11 protein-coding genes are annotated in these 17882 nt (G+C 46.4%); 3 read left to right on the forward strand and 8 right to left on the reverse strand.

All coding sequences use genetic code 11. From position 1 onward, the window contains the following. Window positions 1–37 precede the first annotated feature (37 nt). Both OCV50_RS16230 and OCV50_RS16235 read left to right on the forward strand, forming a co-directional pair. The gene (locus OCV50_RS16230; RefSeq protein WP_261904907.1) at window positions 38–2182 is read left to right on the forward strand and encodes a tRNA(Met) cytidine acetyltransferase TmcA; all 2145 of its coding nucleotides are present in this window, start codon (window positions 38–40) and stop codon (window positions 2180–2182) included. A gap of 394 nt (window positions 2183–2576) precedes the next feature. Next, window positions 2577–4253, forward strand: coding sequence for a DUF342 domain-containing protein (locus OCV50_RS16235; RefSeq protein ID WP_261904908.1), 1677 nt, complete (start codon window positions 2577–2579; stop codon window positions 4251–4253). Between the two features lie 89 nt (window positions 4254–4342). Here the strand turns inward: OCV50_RS16235 and OCV50_RS16240 are convergent, their stop codons facing one another. From OCV50_RS16240 to OCV50_RS16265, 6 genes are all read right to left on the reverse strand, one after another. Then, the gene (locus OCV50_RS16240; RefSeq protein ID WP_261904909.1) at window positions 4343–6457 is read right to left on the reverse strand and encodes a type I secretion system permease/ATPase; all 2115 of its coding nucleotides are present in this window, start codon (window positions 6455–6457) and stop codon (window positions 4343–4345) included. A 15-nt stretch (window positions 6458–6472) separates the two neighbouring features. Further along, complete coding sequence (locus OCV50_RS16245; RefSeq protein ID WP_239839399.1) at window positions 6473–8383, reverse strand: bifunctional diguanylate cyclase/phosphodiesterase; 1911 nt, start codon at window positions 8381–8383, stop codon at window positions 6473–6475. A gap of 5 nt (window positions 8384–8388) precedes the next feature. Beyond that, window positions 8389–9060 carry a transglutaminase-like cysteine peptidase gene (locus OCV50_RS16250; RefSeq protein WP_261904910.1) on the reverse strand — a complete coding sequence of 224 codons (672 nt, stop codon included), beginning with the start codon at window positions 9058–9060 and terminating at the stop codon, window positions 8389–8391. 62 nt (window positions 9061–9122) lie between these two features. Beyond that, window positions 9123–10514: an HlyD family type I secretion periplasmic adaptor subunit gene (locus tag OCV50_RS16255; RefSeq protein WP_239839401.1), complete on the reverse strand. Its 1392-nt coding sequence runs from the start codon at window positions 10512–10514 to the stop codon at window positions 9123–9125. Between the two features lie 111 nt (window positions 10515–10625). Further along, window positions 10626–11915: a sigma-54-dependent transcriptional regulator gene (locus OCV50_RS16260; RefSeq protein ID WP_261905219.1), complete on the reverse strand. Its 1290-nt coding sequence runs from the start codon at window positions 11913–11915 to the stop codon at window positions 10626–10628. A 48-nt stretch (window positions 11916–11963) separates the two neighbouring features. Beyond that, window positions 11964–13781 carry a sensor histidine kinase gene (locus tag OCV50_RS16265; protein WP_261904911.1) on the reverse strand — a complete coding sequence of 606 codons (1818 nt, stop codon included), beginning with the start codon at window positions 13779–13781 and terminating at the stop codon, window positions 11964–11966. A gap of 167 nt (window positions 13782–13948) precedes the next feature. On the opposite strand from OCV50_RS16265, the gene pdxH reads away from it, so the two are divergent. After that, window positions 13949–14584 (forward strand): pyridoxamine 5'-phosphate oxidase, encoded by a 636-nt coding sequence (gene pdxH, locus OCV50_RS16270; RefSeq protein ID WP_261904912.1) that lies wholly within the window; start codon window positions 13949–13951, stop codon window positions 14582–14584. A gap of 170 nt (window positions 14585–14754) precedes the next feature. On the opposite strand, the gene OCV50_RS16275 is transcribed toward pdxH, so the two are convergent. Together OCV50_RS16275 and OCV50_RS16280 are read right to left on the reverse strand one after the other, a co-directional pair. Beyond that, window positions 14755–15489, reverse strand: a complete 735-nt coding sequence (locus tag OCV50_RS16275; RefSeq protein WP_261904913.1) for a helix-turn-helix transcriptional regulator — start codon at window positions 15487–15489, stop codon at window positions 14755–14757. A 446-nt stretch (window positions 15490–15935) separates the two neighbouring features. Continuing rightward, a complete protein-coding gene (locus OCV50_RS16280; protein WP_261904914.1) occupies window positions 15936–17765 on the reverse strand; it encodes a formylglycine-generating enzyme family protein in 1830 nt (609 codons plus the stop codon). Window positions 17766–17882 lie beyond the last annotated feature (117 nt).

Below are 17882 nucleotides of genomic sequence, written 5' to 3' on the forward strand. Positions count from 1 at the left end.
GTGATAAACTGTGTTTAGATGAATGTGGACACAATTTATGACGACTCTTCCTTTCTTAACTCAACTCTCGACGATTGCCTTTCATAATAACCACCGCTACGGCGTCCTACTCGAAGGCGATGAAGCGTGGCAATCCAATGAGCTGCAGTCTTATCTCACTTATTTAAATAACTCAAACTCAGATAACTCCAATTTAGATGGCAACAAGGCGTTCGTTTTGGGTGACCTGAATATGCCCGGCGCTACTACGATTGCGTTTAATAAAGGGCAGCAGTTACTGGGCCAAGAGTGCCAAGTTTTGATTTGTGATTTTAAAGCTGGATTTGATGCAAACAGCTTTACCGCTGCGTCAGGTGCGTTAGTTGGAGGAGGGCTTCTTTTTATTATTCCACCAACAGATTGTGATACGACTTTTTCAAAAACTGACGGGGCTTTAAATAACAATCCGTTCGCCTCTTCAAGCAATAAAGCGTTGTCTGATGTTTGGCTAAAGCTTCAGTTTGATAAGCTCATCGGTTTATCTCAGCAAGCTCCGTCAAAAGAGTCGGAACCTCCCACACTACCTGACACGATAATTGCACCTGATGGCTTCGATAAATACGCGCAACAAAAGCACGCGATTGAAGCGATAGAAAAGGTCATGTTTGGTCATCGTAAACGCCCCTTAGTTCTAACGGCTGATCGCGGTCGCGGTAAAAGTTCAGCTCTGGGGATCGCTTCGGCCAATATTATGAAGTCAAAAGACTGCGTTACTATCGTCGTCACAGCGCCCAACGTTAAGGCTGTTCAACCTCTGTTTGAACACGCGCAACAGCAACTACCGAACGCTTCGATGGAGAACCGTCATACACTCGTTAGCGGCAAAAGCAGAATCGTTTTTGTTGCACCTGACGAAGTACTCAGAACTCAGCCTGATTGTGACCTTCTGTTGGTTGATGAAGCGGCTGCAATCCCACTGCCAATGTTGAAGCGTATGGTCGAGCGTTATCATCGTATGGTTTTCTCAACCACGGTGCATGGTTATGAGGGGAGTGGGCGTGGCTTTGGTATCAAGTTTGAAAAGTGGCTCTCTGAGCATCGTCCGAATTGGCGCTCATTTAAACTTGAACAACCTATACGTTGGAACGTAAACGATCCTTTGGAAGATTGGCTGTTTGAGACTTTCTTACTGGATTCTGATATCAACGTGTTGCCTGAAGATGTTGAGCTTAACTCTGATGAATTGTCCTGGCATCAATTTGATAAGCAGTCGTTACTCGACAACCCAACAATACTGACTCAATGTTTTGGCTTACTAGTCAGTGCTCATTATCAAACGTCTCCCAATGATTTGATTCAACTTTTGGATAACCCAGAAATGTCACTGCATGCACTGTTTTCAAATAAGCAGTGTTTGGGTTGTGTTTTGACGGTTGAAGAGGGCGCTTTGGATGATGAGCTTATCAAAGACGTTCAACTTGGAAAGCGTCGCCCTCGCGGTCATCTAGCACCAACACTTATCGCTAATCATTTAGGAGTTCATCAGGCTGGAGTTGAGAAATGTCTTAGGATCATGAGAATTGCTGTTCACCCTGATATTCAAGGTCGTGGAGTAGGGCAGCAAATGATTGGTCATTTAGTGAGGCTAAATATTGATTTTGATTATTTGGCAACGAGCTTTGGTGCGACTCACGAGCTTATCGATTTTTGGTGTAGCAACGACTTTGTCTCTGTTCACCTTGGCCATCAGCGCGATCAATCTAGCGGCTGTCATTCACTATTGATGTGCCGAGCTTTGAATGAAAACAGTTGTGATTGGATTGCTAAGGTGAATCTTCACTTTGACTCGAGCTTGCGTTATCTACTGTCGACGACATATGCGTCATTGGAGACTTCTATCGTACGTTCATTGATTGCCTCTCAACCTGGCAACTCGTCGAGTATAGAAAATTCGTCTTTGCTTGATCACTACGTTGAGGGAGGAAATGGTTTTGACAGTGTCGGCTTTATGCTTGAGAACTTGATCTACGGCTTGGATAAATCGAGCCTTCATCAAGTGACAGACTTGTTGCTTTGGAAAGTTGTTCAGAAAAAGTCATGGAGTCAGTGTTCTGAATTGACCAATCTTGCCGGTCGCAAGCAAACTGAATCCGCTCTTCGTCAGGATCTTGGATTGCTGCTTTCAAATTTACAGTGTAAATAGAGACAGCCTCTAATTCACCCTACTCATCGATTTACAGTGTAAACTGAACTACGACTCAATTTACACTGTAAACTCGTTTTTCATATCGGCTGTTTTGCCCTTCCTTTGCCAACTTGAATTATTGCTGATTTGTACTAGCGGCAATAAATTCACTCCCCTGATTCTCTCTCATAGACCTGTCTGACAGTGTCCACATTATCAGCCATAACTGACGGTGGTTAGATCGATTTAATGCGTTAAGTCAATAAGTTGCTAATTGAAGTGTAGTAGCTCAATATTGAGAATATGTTCAGTAAAGTGACTTATCCCTTGTTATTGAGAAAGGAATATGTTCACAAAACAGTATCTTCTATAAACTGAAATCATACTTTTTTGCTAAGGAAGTGGCAGTCGTATGTGGGACAACATAGTTACATTGTCTGAGGATGGAAAAGAAGTGATTGCACGGTTGCAATCAGGCTTTGTCGTGGATAGCAATTTTGACCAGAAAGAGTTACCGGCATCACTGGCGAAGTTGGAAGCCCAGCAATTCTATCCTTTAGAAGATGAAGTTATTCGCTTTGTTAACTTAGCAAAAGAGGGCAAAGGAGAAGCATACGAAGGCGTCGCTGTAGCGCAAATGCGTAATGCCAGTATGGTTGTAGAGTTGTCTGATGATGAGATGCTTGCCAGTATTACTGTCACCGGCGCTTATGCAGGGCGAGGGCTAAGAGGCGCAGAGATTGTACACGCGCTTGCTCAGGCTCACGTAACCAAAGGCATCAATAAACTCGCACTGAAAAAGGTGCTGGTGATGAGCAACAAACTTAAGGCGGGAGAGAAGTTTACCCAAGCGGTGGCGCAAGGCAAACAGCCAGTAAAAGGCAAAGATGCAAAGTTTGAAGCTCTCGTGCCTGACATTACCCACCAAGTTCTTAAACCGCGCAGTAAAGACTCTGGCAAAATTGATATGCGCGATCTGGGTGAAACCATCACCGTCGGTGAAAACGACCCCGTGATGAGGCGAACGCCAGCCACCAAAGGTACCGCTGGTTTCACTGTTCAAGGAAAACTCCTACCTCCACTTCCGGGAAAAGATAGCCTGCTAAAACCTGGAAAAGGAACGACTATCTCATCTGACGATCCAAATCTTCTTGTCGCCAACTGCTCTGGATTACCACTCATTAAAGAACGCACCATTGAGGTCGATGAGGCCTTGTGTCTAAACAGCGTGAGTGTGGCAACGGGCCACGTGAAGTTTAAAGGCAATGTGTTTGTCTCTGGCAATATCGATCCTGGCATGGTGGTTAAGGCAACAGGCAGCGTGACTGTCGGTGGCTTTATTGAATCTGCCGAGGTGCAGGCACAAGGGGACATCAAAGTTGCGAAAGGTATCATCGGTCATACCGTCAAAGAGGGTGAGTGCAAAAGTTGCAAAGTGTTGACCAAGGGTTCAATCGAAGCGAGCTATGCTCAGTATTCAGAGCTGCAAGCGGGTACTGATATTCGACTGTCCGTTCACAGCATGAGTAACGAGATACGTTGTGGTCATGATTTGATTGTCGTCGATGGTATGAAAAAGCATGGCACCTTGAGCGGCGGTGAAGCCAAAGTTGGAGGTAAGGTTGAATGTGTGTTCCTCGGCGTTGAGGGCGATACAGCAACCAAGGTTCACTGTTTTGCCCGTTATGATAGCTATAAGCAGAAAATGACGGAACTGAGGGACGTGTATAAGACTGCGCAAGAGAAAACAATGGATGTGATTCGACAAGAATTGGAGTTCAAAAAGAGACCCAAGGCGGAGCGCACTGACGAAGAGGCACAGCGCATCGAGTCGATGAAAGAGCAAAACAATCAAGCCATTGAGTCAACCAAACAGCAAATAGATAACTTGGAAGCTGAGTTTGATACCTTACTTGAAGAGTGCACGGTAGAAGCACATGAAAAGGTTTATACCCGCGTAACCATTCAGTATGGAGATGAGACAGTTACCACTAAGCGCACTCACGGCGGCAGCGTATTCTCGTTCAATCAATACGAGATTCAATGTTCCTTCAAAATGGAGAAAGAAGATATTGGGGAGCAGCTATAGCAATAGCACTCACTTCTCCTTATTAGAGAAAAACAAGAATAAAAAAAGGAGCCACTGGCTCCTTTTTGCGTTCTATTAAGAGAGTCTATTTAGCTAACGGCTCTTACTTTACCTTGCTTAAGATCCGACAGTACTTTGGCTTTCGGTCCGTCAGCGATGATGCAGCCTTTCTCCATTACAATCACGCGGTCGACTACATCTAACATTGACGTTTTATGCGTGATTAGGATAAGTGTTTCACTTGGCAACAGCTGATTAAGTTGGTGCTTGATGTGCATCTCTGAGCGGTTATCCATAGCACTGGTTGGTTCATCCATTAACAGTACTGGAGGACGACCTAAGAAAGCACGAGCGATAGCTACGGCTTGACGTTGACCACCTGAAAGTAATCCGCCGCCTTCACCCACTTGACGCTCTAAGCCCGCAGGGTCTTGCTGAGTAAAGTTTGTCACACCTGCTCGGTTGGCAGCATCCATGACATCACGGTCGTCTACCAATGGACGACCTAGCGTAATATTGTCACGAACTGAGCCATAGAACAGGTTACTGTCTTGCGGCACGCAGCCTATATTGCGACGTACGTCGACGTGGTGTAGTTGCTCCATATCGGTATCATCAATGCGTACATGGCCTTCTGTCGGCTTATACAGGCCCATAATGAGACGTTCTAGCGTTGTCTTACCTGAACCAATACGACCGATGATTGCGACCTTCTCTCCTGGGGTAATGGTCAGGCTGAGATCGCGTACCGAAGCGATAGGTGAGTCAGGGTAGTGGAAGGTCACTTTATCCAGAGCGATATGGCCCTGAATGATAGGACGATGGATATAACGCTTACCTTCTTCTTGTTCATCAGGCATAGCCATGACTTGCTCAATCAAAGTCATTGAAGACTTAGCTTGGTTGTAGCGAGTCGATAAGATAGACAGTTGAACTAATGGACCAATCGCTCGTCCGCTCAACATAGTTGCTGCAATCAAACCACCCATAGTGAGATCGCCTTCGGCAATCAAGTAAACACCAAAGATGATCATACCCACGTTGGTACTTTGCTGAACAAAACCAGCGGTGTTTTGAATGCTGTCTGTAATTCTTCGGCTCTTAATATTCCAGTTTGCCATGTGTGCAACGGCTTCTTCCCAACGGAACTGGAATTGGCTTTGCGCGCTGAAGAGTTTAACCGTTTCTAAACCCGCTAAGCTTTCGATAAGGTTCGCGTACTTTTGGGAAGCGAGACGAGAGCCTTCTTCAATGGTACGGCGCAGCGGCCCCTGAATGATGATGGCGTAGATGACCAAAATCACTACACCAACAATTGGTACGTAAACCAGATCGCCGGCCATTAGCCAAATCAGCGTTAGGAACAGAATTGCGAAAGGGAGATCAATCAATGAGCCAATCGTAGCGGAAGTGAAGAACTCACGAATCGATTCGAATTCCTGCAAGTTCTTTGCGAAAGCACCGACGGAAGCGGGTTTAGCTTCCATACGAATCCCCAAAACTTTACTAAATAGCTTGGATGAGATCAGGATGTCGGACTTTTTACCTGCAATGTCTATGAAGTAGCTGCGCATTAACTTGAGAAGGAGGTCGAACATGAACACCACAAAGATACCACTCGCCAGTACCCAAAGCGTCTCAAAGGCGAGGTTGGGAACGACCTTGTCGTACACCAAGCGCGTAAACATCGGCGCAGCAATCGCAAATAGGTTTATCAGAATTGAGGCGATTAACACATCACGATAGATCTTTTTGGACTCCCAGATCGTGCCCCAGAACCAGTGGCCGTGACGTGTTTTTAGAATCTCAGGCGAGCGCTCATCATAACGAAACTGCTTTTTAACTAAGAAGTAGCGGCCAATAAACTGCGCTTTTAACTCTTCCAAAGGAATGAGAATCGGCACCATGCCACTTTCAGCGGTAATGATTTCCGCTTCTTGTTTCTGAAAATCAATTCGGTTGAGAACGCATGCTTCACCCTGCTTGAGAAGCAGTACCGCGGGCAGAATCAGCTCTGGAATACTCTCAAGGTTCGCGCGGTTCTCCTTGGCAACTAGCCCCGCACGCTCAGCAGAGCGAGGAAACAAGAAAGGAGTAAGTTTGCCATCTGCAAGAGGCAGCCCATTAATGAGCGCCTCTGGAGAGTTTGCTAGACCGTAGTATCGGCTGACGTATATCAGCGAATTCAGTAATGGATCTTGCATTAAATACCCACCTTACTACTTATCAACGATGAAGCCTTGGAACACTTCAACGTAGTTATCTGACAATGTATCGAGCTGTGTTTGAGTCTCGATACGTGAGGCGATGGTGGTGATACCCAAGTTGTGGGCCGTTCTGGAGATCGACGTTAGGGTGAATTTCTGTTTTTCATCGTCCAAGTTGTGGGTGTAGAGGTAATCCAACTTAACGTAACCTGGACGGAACTCATTAATGTATTCCAGAGATTGGAAGTTACGACCGTAATTGTCCACACCGAATACTGCGTTTGTATTGCGTATTGCAGTGCAAAGCAGTGCCGTGTAGTGCGGTTCATTAACAAAACAGTTCTCAGGGATCTCAAAATGCAGCATGTGGCTGATAGACGCATTCTTGCTAAGTGTCTCACCAACCCAACGGATGAAGCTTGGCTCAGAGATGCTGCTTGCTGAGATGTTGATAGCCACAGGCGTGGTGATCTCTTTGGCATGTAGCTTCTCAATCATCTTCTCGATTACGTACTGATCGAGTTCATGGCTGGCACCGAGTTGCTCAAGCGCAAACAGGTATTGAGCAGCGCTGTAGCGAACCCCATCCTTTTCAATTGCTGAGAACACTTCTTGGTGGAAGGTTTTACCGAAGCTGTTATTAGCAGCTTGCAAACGGAAGGTGAAGAGATCGTTGATGATCGCTTCTTCAACCAGTGTACGCCACTGTTGTTTGCCCATTACTGCGCCGTGATCATCAGCAGTAATGTAGCCGTAGGTCATCTCACGGTTCGCTTTTGCTACTGAGAGTGCATTATCCACCAGCGACATGATCTCTGTGCTGGTCTTGCTTTGGCTACTGTGAGTGACACCGAGTGAGATATTCGCACGAGCGGTTCCCGTTGGATCTGAGCCCAATCCTTGAACGCAGTTAACGATGCTGTCAGCAATGAGTTTAAGTTCGCTTTCATCAATATTTGGCAAGATAAAGCCGAACTCGTCTTTTGAAATACGCGCCATGGTTAGATCTGGTGATGAGATAGAGGCTTGTAGGTGCTCTGCTAAGTCGTGGACTAACGCATCGCCCTCTTGGTAGCCCTTGTCATCGTATTCGTCGGCAATGAATTGAGCCTGAAGAACCGCTAAGCCACCGACACTGGATTCTGCTAACCATTGATTAAGCTGAGACATGTAGTAAGCGCGGTTACCGAGTTGTGATACAGGATCGATATAAGCGCGCTCACGTAGACGTTGTGCTTCTTGCGCTTGGTTTTTGAAAGCCTGTTCAACCTGAGTCGACATATGGTTAATGCCATCGACAACCAGGATCAGATCTTTGGTTTTTGGTCGTGCGAGGGGTTCACCAAACTGGTTCTTCGCGATCTGGTTCATTTTAGCGATGATCAAGTCCAGAGGTTTCAATGATCGTTTTACGATCCATGAAATCGCCAATAAACCAATTACAAAGATGAGAGCAAAGACGGTTGCTAAGCGAGTAAAGGATTGCCAAAGCTGTGCGTATGCAGGGCCAGGGTGGCTAACAATTTCCACTTCGGCTAACTGCATCCAACCACTGGTGATAACACGACGGTCATGAATTGGTTCAAACAGATCGAGTGAAGTAAACCAGCTTGGTACAGCGCTCGGTTTTACCGGGTATGAACGTAGAATATCGTCGCCACTATCAAGGAAGATAAGTCTCACGACGGAGTAGGAGCTGCCATCAAACAATGCATTGATGACTGACTCAACCGCGATCGGGTCTTTGTCCTCAAGGTAAGGAGCTAGCGCTAAACCAACGGTATTGATGGTGTTGCTTACCTCAGAGCGTTGTTGTGCCTCTAGGTGGCCTCGAGTGGTATTAAATTCGATCATAAATACTGATGTCATCAGCAATATAAAGACCGCTACCATCCCGACTACAAGCTGTTTATATAAAGTCATTGTACCTACTCATCGTAATTGATAATGGGTTTGTTTAATTTTAGAGAGCGCTCGCGCGAACGAAGATCGTTCCACAAGCTCAATCTGGATGATTTACCTGCAAGCTGTCCGTTTCCTGCTGAAGACTTCATTAGCCATAGGTTTTTACCGTTAAAGCTGTATACCGGTAGTAAGTCTCGGCGTGTTGACGCTCGCTTAATTTCTGGATTTAGGTTATCCAAAATGACTGGTTCTGCACTGGGTGTGGAGTAGTAGGCCAGTACCATGTGGAACTGGTTGAGCTCCAACGCTTTTACGTAGACCAGTCTCAGTTTTTTGTCAGGGACACCAAGCTCCAGTAGCGAGAAGTATTTGGCGATGGTGAAGTCCTCACAATCACCTGCATTACTGCCCAGAAACTCGAGTGGTGTGGCCCAGTAATCTTTCTTGCCCCACAAAACGATATCGTCGACAAAGTAGAGCTGGTTGAAGAATCGATTGACCGATTCCAGTTTTTCAGTCTCACTTTGTGTGCTAAACAGCGCGATGTTCGAGAGCCAAGTCTCGACTCGTTTAGCGGCTCGTTGCCCATAGATTTCAGAGACCGCACTTACCCAGCGTTGCTCAGTTGTGTTCAAAGCAAATGAAGCACAAGACGATATTAGAGCGAGTAACGCAATCGCGGAACGAAGCTTCATTAGTAAACTGCCTTGTTACTGTGGCAGTCATCTGCGTTAAAAGGGGTAAACATCACACCCCCTTACTCTTTCAATGCATTGTTTTGAGCGCTAAGTATCGGCTTCAACATGTAATCTAGAACGGTTCTTTTGCCAGTAATAATGTCAACTGACGCCGTCATACCCGGAATAATCGGCAGCTCTTCATTGTGTCCAAAGCTGTACTTTTCGGTGCGCACACGCACGATGTAAAAGCTATTACCCTCTTCATCTTGAGTGGTGTCGGCACTGATGTGTTCCAGCACGCCTTCTAGGCCTCCGTACTTAGTGAAGTCATAAGCGCTGAACTTAACAATGGCGGGTAACTCTGGACGTAAAAAGGCGATGTCTTGTGGGGCGATCTTAGCCTCCACAAGCAGTGAATCTTCAGTTGGAACAATTTCGACAATATCCATACCTGGTTGGATAACACCGCCAACGGTATTGATACCTAATGTTTTGACGGTACCTGTGACAGGGGAGATAACTACCGTTCGATTGACTCGGTCTTCCAAGCCAACAGCGGATTCGGTAAGAGCAGAGAGCTTATCTTGCGCTTGGTTTAGCTTCTCTTGCTGTTCAGAGCGGAATTTCAGTGCTGCGTCGACGCGGCTGAGCATGGACTCTTTGATGGCCGAGCGCAGTACAGGGATTTTTAGTTCGCTAGAGGTTAGCTCACGACGCGTATCGTTCACTTGGCGCTGCAGTTTAAGCAGCTCGATACGTGGCACCACACCCTCGTCAGCGAGTGGCTTGGTGATATCTAACTCTTTGCGAGCAAAGTTGTAGCTTTGACGTAGGTTGTCGACACGGGCTCTAACCTCGACTAAATCTTGTTGCTTCTGCGCGACTTGTTGTTCAAACACAGACAGTTGGTTACGTAGATTGTTAAGGTCTTGGCGGTATTCGGCTTTTTGGCGTTGAATCAAGTCCGGTTGACGTTCAATAAACTGTGGTGGGAAGGCCAGTTTTCCGTAGTTGAGGGTGACACTCTGTTTCCAGTTATCGACGGAGAAGTTTTCATCAATCACCACACTGGTGAGAGAGGCAGAAAGCATTAGTACGCTTGCCGTAAGGTTAGCCACCTGCTGTTCGCGTTCACGGAAGTCAGAACGAAAACGCGTATCATCGATTAGGAGCAGTTGTTGACCTTTTTGTACCTGTTGACCTTCTTTTACTAAGATCTCTTTAACTAAGCCACCTTCAAGGTTTTGGACAACTTGAATTTGAGAGGAGGGAATGACTTTACCTTGGCCGACAGTTACTTTGTCAATCTCTGCCCAAGCTGCCCATCCGATCGCAGCAACAAAGAATAGAACGATAACCCACAACATTATCCGCGCGCTGGTTGGCGTGTTGAGTAACAGTGCCGCTGTTTTATCATCGACATACTCAAGTTCGGTATCGTTCAGCTTGTTGTAACTTTGTTGGCTCATAACAATCCTTGTCTGCGAAATTTAGTGCAAGCCTATTGAGTGTATTCTTACTTCTAAGAAATGTTAAGATCTTGTTCCCATAAAGCGTTGTATTTATAAATATTTAATCAACTATCGATTTTTGAAATCTGTTTTATCCAATTGGTGCTTACGCAGCTTGTCATAAAGTGTTTTACGAGAGACTTGCAGTTCTTGTTGAACCTCTTTGAGCATGCCTTGGTGACGGTGCAACGCTTCTATTAAAATGATCTGTTCAAAGTTGTCCGTTCGTTCACTTAATGAGAGCTGCTTGATTTGTGTGTCGGACGTCTCTTCGTCTTCACCATTCCGACCTTGTTCCGAATCTTCTGGTTGCTTTGCTTGTGTGAGAACTCTAAGCTCGGCCTCTTGGCGCAGTTGGCGTAAGTTCTCAGGCCACGGCTTGGCGATCAGCCTCTCTATATCTTGTTTGGTGATGATTGGTGGCGGCAACTGATATCGACTCGCTGCACCTCGCGCAAAATGCTTAAACAGCGAACCGATGTCTTCGGGTCTTTTGGCCAGTGGCAACAGCTCAAATTGACGAAACTCCCCTTTAATTGTAGCGGGTACAATTGTAGATGCGATAATGATACAAGTTGCATTTGAATTGCACTCGTTTTCATGAAGCAGCGTTGATTTTACTTGCTTGAACCACTCCCATTGCTGAGACATTAATACTTCTGTTTCACGGATATAGAGAGTTCCTCCACGATGCTTTACACAGAGTTGCTTGAGAAACTCGCAAAAGGTCTCTTGATCCGATTTAGGCAGGTTGAACGCTGCGATAGGGTAGAGCTCTCCCCTTTGCTGGCTGTGCAAATCGTGGGTGTACTGCGCCGTAATGCGCTTGCCCGTTCCAATGTCCCCTTTGAAAATGATCATCGGGTCTTTGGTTATATCGAGTGTGATTAAATCACGTCTCAGAGCGACCATAGAAGGTGACTGACCAATCAGCTTAGGGCCGACATGGGTCTGCATTGCCAGCTCTTTGCGCAGGAGGTTGTTCTCTTCAACCAGAGCCAATTTATCTGCGGCTTTGTGAATCGCAGCCATCAGAGCATCAACAACAAACGGCTTTTCAAGAAAGTCACATGCGCCCACTTTCATTGCGGTAACGGCGGTTTGGACGTCACCATGCCCAGTTAGAACAATCACTTGAAAATTCGGATTGTGCTTTAAAAGCTGCTCAGTAAATTGAATGCCATCCATCACTGGCATGTGTATATCGGTGATGACGACTCCCGCCTGGGTCAACGGGATTTGTTTTAGCGCCTCTACAGCGTTGGGGAAGCAGTGAACCTCAATGCCTTCAATGAGCATTGCTTGTTCTACGGAATCTCGAATCGCAGGTTCGTCGTCAATAAAATAGAGTGCAGGCATGGTTGTCAAAGCGACATTCCTTGTTATCAGTCATTATCATCAGCACTCTTAATCAGTGCTTGAGGTGTTATTGCATGCGTTGTGCAAGGGAATTCTTAGTGAGAATACCATGCCACAAGGCTCGCGCCGCGTTGCTGTGATGGTGCCGTGATACGCTTCAATAATCCGCTTTGAAATCGATAGACCAAGCCCTAGCCCCTCTGGTTTAGTGGTGAAGAAGGGGTCAAACAGTTGCGATAACTTTGACTTGGGTAAGCCGACACCGTTGTCCCAAATATCAAGAACGCAAACTTGAGATTCGAGCTTCCACTCAAGGCCGATCTGAGGGCTAGGTTGCTGATGCAGAGCTTGGGCGGCGTTGTGAATCAAATTCACTAACACTTGCTCTAACTCGGTTGGGTGGATCGCGACCTGGATATCGTCACTGATCGAGGTCATTCGCAGTGTAATTCCGTGTTTGATCAGTAGGGCACTCAAGATCCCAGTGGCATTGTTGACCGCTTGATGAAGGTTGGCGGTGTGGTTCTCTTGCTTGGTCACTTTACGGGTAAAGACTTTTAAACGCGCGATGATGTCGGTGATGGATAAGTTGAGCGCGAGCATTTTTTCCAAATTGCCTTTCACCATATCATCGCGCCCCATTTCAAGGAGCTTGAGGCTGTTTTCGCTGTAAGTTCTTAAGGCGGCTAGCGGCTGATTTATCTCGTGGTTGATACTCGCGGAAAGCTCGCCCAATACGGCGAGCTTGGCGGTTTGTGTCAGCTCTTGCTCTGTCTGTTTGAGTTTGCTTTGAGACTCTTGATATTGATGTATGGTCTGCTGTAGCTGCTGATTTGATTGCTGTAGGTAAAGGGTACGCTTGTTGACTGTCTCTTCGAGCTTATGGTTGAGCGTGGTGAGTGCGACTTTGGCTTTGTAGGTTTGACGCCATGACCAAGCGATCAACAATACTAGGCTGTATATCACCAAGAATATCACGTCGATTTGCATGACTTTTTTCATCTCAGTGTCGCGGCCTTTGAGAGCAACAACTTGATATTGCTGGCTACTGGTTGCAGCAGGGTAGATGTTGAATGCGCCCATTTGACTCATTTTTTGAGACGGTAATGCGGTACTGGCTTGCGGTAGATTGAGAAAGTCGTCAATCAAGGTGATTTTATCTAGCCCATATTGACGCTGCTCGGCAATCTGTTGTTGCTGAGTTGGAGTCAATGGTTGCAGCGAGTGGTAGAGCCATTGTGGCTGGCTTGAGAGAAATACGACCTGGTTGTTGTCGAGTACCACAATGTCGAAACCATCGCTGGTTAGTATCTCTTCAATGTTTTCTAGACTCACTTTTACCGTCAATACCCCAACAATCTCTTGTTTCACGTATAAGGGAGAAGAGAGAAAGTAGCCGCGAACGTTCGATCTCGCACCAAGCCCAACGTATTGAGAGCTGAGACCGTTGATCGCTTGCGTGAAGTAGGGGCGAAACGCAAAGTTTTCACCAACAAAGGTCTTCGGATCTTGATAGTTACTCGATGCGACAACGGTGCCGCTATCATCGTGGATATAAATGGTGTCGGCCAAGCTTTGGCTCGCCCAGTCTTCTAGCAATAGGTTGAGTTGCTGTGCGGAAGTTTGCCCTGAAAAATACCCGAGTATGCGAGGATCGTGACTCAAAATCGCAGGCACTTGTTTGAACTTGGCGATCTCAGAATCGAGCTGAAGATTGGCTTTGTTCGCTGCCTCTTGCAGTTGTTCTCGAACCAGTCGCTGCTGATACTGCTCGGCTAATAAATGTGTGGCAGCAAAGCCCGCAGCGCCGAGTGACAGTGAAGCGATAACAAAAGGGGTGAAAAAACGGGATATTTTGTTGGCCAAGGTGAACTCAGAGCTGGTTGAAAGTGTATATAGATTAGCAACATGGCTATCAAAGTACCGAGATCTTGGTAACACCGAACCTAATAGCCAACACAATCAGGGAGCATGGGCTTGAATTTCCCCAAGCGAAAGCGCAGAATCACAAAAAAATGAAAAGGAGCAACGAAATGGAACTGAAAGATATTCGCCGTGAATATGCTCAGGGTGGATTGAGACGCAAAGATTTAGCGGCTGATCCTATTGACCAATTTAACCTTTGGCTTGAGCAGGCTATCGAAGCCAAACTTACCGACCCAACTGCGATGACGGTTGCCACGGTCGATAAGGACGGCCAACCTTTTCAGCGTATTGTGTTGCTAAAGAATGTCGATCAACAAGGTTTCGTTTTCTACACTAACCTAGGCAGCCGTAAAGCGCAGCAGTTAGAACACAACTGTAAGATCAGCCTGCACTTCCCTTGGCACCCACTTGAGCGCCAAGTACACATTACTGGTACCGCAGAGAAGCTGAGTGCTGTCGAGAACATGAAGTACTTCTCTTCTCGTCCAAAAGAGAGCCAACTGGCGGCAATCGCAAGTAAGCAGAGCAGCCGCATTTCGGCGCGTGGCATCTTGGAAGGCAAATACCTGGAGCTGAAACAGAAATTTGCTAAGGGTGAAATCCCAGTGCCAAGTTTCTGGGGTGGCTTCCGTGTTCGAGTCGACAGCATTGAGTTTTGGCAAGGCGGCGAGCACCGTCTGCACGATCGTTTCCTTTTCTCTCGCCAAGATAACTGCTGGGACATCGACCGACTTGCGCCATAGTTAAGCTCATCGAACAGAGTTTATTAAAACTAAATACATAAACACCGCGCTGTAACCTTAAAGGCTAGCGCGGTGTTTTTTTATGGCTTTTGAGAGGAGACAGTAGAAACAGAACAACCAATCTTCATCAAGCGTTGTGAGTCATATTGGGTGCATGTTGAACATCATGACTAATCCGTCACCGTCACTTCACTATGCAGTACCACAGAAATCTGCCTATTGAGCAAGCTTTCGGGAATCACGGACCCAAGACCTGAGTCCAATGCAAACTCAATCAATTGGCTCTTACTGTTAGCATCAAATTTTTGCTTGAGGCGTGCCACGTGTCCCTCAACCGTTTTGATCGAAATCGTCAGGATCTGTGCAATGTACTGAGGCTTCTTTCCAAATAGCAGTAAAAACAGTACTTCGGACTCGCGTGAAGTGAGTTTTTTATTGAGCTTTGATTGTCTCGGCTCTGAGCCCGCAATCGAACCATCACATTTCTTGGCAGTGGTCGCTTGGCAAACCCAGTGACCCACCTCTAAAATGGCAGTGTCGGTCAGCTCTTGACCATAGAAGATGGTGCCCTGTACTTCACCGTCGTCGTCGAGCCAAGGTGTTTTGGTAAAAATATGGGCGTGCCAACGACCATCAGGGTAAGGGTGAATATCTAGAATTTTTAAAGTCTTACGTGTTTCCATCACGTATTTATCTTGCGCTCTGAAGTCCTGCGCACATTCCGTTGTTTGGCTTGGCATATCGAAGTCTGTCAAACCTGCGCAGTTTTGGCTGTCGGTTAAACCGATCAGTCGATTATAGGCCTGGTTAGCGTAAACAAAGACAGAGTCAGTATCTTTGCATCCCCAGCAGCCCGGTAATTGTTCAAACAGAGAGCGTTGTATTGAGTTAAGTGTTTTCGACAAAATATTATCTCAGCTTCGGAACTAAGTTAATGATATCAGTTTCTTATAACGCTGTATTGAAAATTAGTGGGATCCTTTCGAAACGATGATCAAGGGAACGATGATCAAGGCTGAGGAGGGATCTAAGGTTGGGGGATGGGTGAAATGATATTAATAATTGAGTCGCAAGAGCATATTTAAGGCAAAAAAAAGCCAGCCTGAAGACGGGCTGGCTAAAGACAAGTTCTGCCTTGTCGACGTGTAGAAGATTTCAGATTAATCCACGAGGGTCATGCAAATTAACCTGAGGTATCAGTGAGATACCCAGAGTGACTTACTACTCTGTCGACAAATTTACTCCTAGGAGTGCAAATGCATAAGGGGGGAATTCCCCTATAAACCAGACTCAATGCGACAAATGAGAGTTTAGAGTCCGGTTTTGTGCCACTGAGTGAGTTATCGAGAACTTATAGCTCTCGTAATACCCTAAAGCCTAGGTGATTGGCCGCAGTTGTTGGCGGAACGTACAGTTCAGTGAAGACCTTCGCCTCTTCTGGAGAGAAGCTCCACGCACCACCTTTCGCGATGCCTTTCTGGTTGGTTGTCCATTCCCACACATTACCAACCATGTCGTAGAACCCAGTTGGAGTCGGTAAGAATGATTTCACTGGCGAGGTGCTCACGTTTGACCATGGTGTCCCTGCCCAGCCTGTATTGGCTTTGCCTGAGCGAAATTCGTTACCCCACCAGAAGTTGGTGTCTTGGCCTGCACGTGCTGCCGCTTCCCACTCCTGTGGAGTAGGTAGACGATAGGTAAAGCCTGTTTTTTTAGATAACCAACGCGTGTAAGCCTTGGCATCGTTTTGACTGACACAGACCACAGGTGAGCTGTCAGCTTGCTTAAAGCCAGGGTTTCGCCAGTAACTATTAGACACGGCTGTGATCTCGGTATTGGCGAAGGTGTCGCAAGTGTTCATTAACTCTGCGTCTGTTTGGTAGCCAGTACTATCGATGAAGACTTTAAAGTCTTGAACTTGGGTTGGTGTTGCCGCGAGAGCAAATGGCTTTTTGATCGTCACTTGTTTGGCATTATTCTCACCTAACAGGTAGCGACCCGCGCCAACAACAATCATTTCTGGGCTTTGGTTATCATCACCCATAGGGTCAGCAAACTTGCTGCCGACGTTGAGCTTATTTTGCTTAGCTTGCAGAACGGCTCTTAGGTTGTGATCGCGAGAGATTTTAAGCTCTTGATGGAAAGAGAGATAACCCTCTTTTTTAATCGTCACCATGTGTTGACCTGTTGGTAACATTACTTCAACTGGCGTGCTACCGTAGTTAACACCATTGATTGAAACCTTGTCGTTGTACTGGTTTGAACGGACCACCAAGTTAACCCAAGCGACCTCTTTTTGCTGGTCGTCGGCTTTCTGGTCGGTTGCTGTAAAGCAGTGAGATGATTGAATGCCAAGCAGGCGACAAGGTGTGTTCTTGTCTGGACGAGTTTCTAGGCTTGCGGTGATGTTTGCTTGGTAACGGTTTTCGGCACCAAACCCTGAGCTTGTTACTTTGTGTTGTAGAACGTGAATGTTGAGCGATGTCGATGCCAAATGCTCTTTCGCTTTTTTTGATTCTGTAGCGTTGTCGATCACACTGTTCTGGAACTGCTCGACAGCTTTTTGAAGCGCCAATGTCACCGTTTGATCCGAACACTGCGCTAGTGTCATATCATCGCTGCAGCGGTTGGTAAAACTAACTGTTTTCTCCTCAGCTTTGGTGATTTCACCTCTAAGTCGGTCTGCTCTCGCTCGCAGTTTACCCTTGTTCAGATCTGCGATTAACGCTTCAATTGCACTCTTTTCTGTTTGGAAAGCCTCTAGCTCCATCATCAACGCGTGTTGCTTTTGCTCTGAGTCAGAAACAGCAAGTTTTCCTTCTTTTACCAATTTCCAAGCATCTTGGAACTGGTTTTGAGCGGGCGATATATCGAAATCTGGCTCATCAATCATGCGGCTATAGTCTTGCTCTAGGCTTGCCTTCGCAACGGTAAGCTTTTGCTCAGATTGTTCAGATAACTGAGTAAGACGGGCGATTTGCTGTGCTTGAATGTCAATTTGGTTCTGTTTGTCCGCAATCTTCTTCTCGACAGCCGCCAAATCGGCATGTTTGTCGAAAAGTGAGCTTTCAATGTTGATGACAGAGGCGGTGACTACGGGTGGTGTCTCTTCAGCGACAACAGCTGGAGTCATTAAACTAGGAGCAAGTGCAAACAGTAGAGTGGGTAAACCTTGGCGCATGGTGGGCTACTTCATTCGTAAATGGGTGAATCAAATGTGTAAGCGAAAGCCATATTGGCTGCAGTTGAGTCGTATCACTATCAACACAATGGAGAGTTATATATCGGCTTAGTTCTG

It is taken from the genome of Vibrio fortis (assembly GCF_024347475.1).
Lineage (GTDB): Bacteria > Pseudomonadota > Gammaproteobacteria > Enterobacterales > Vibrionaceae > Vibrio > Vibrio fortis.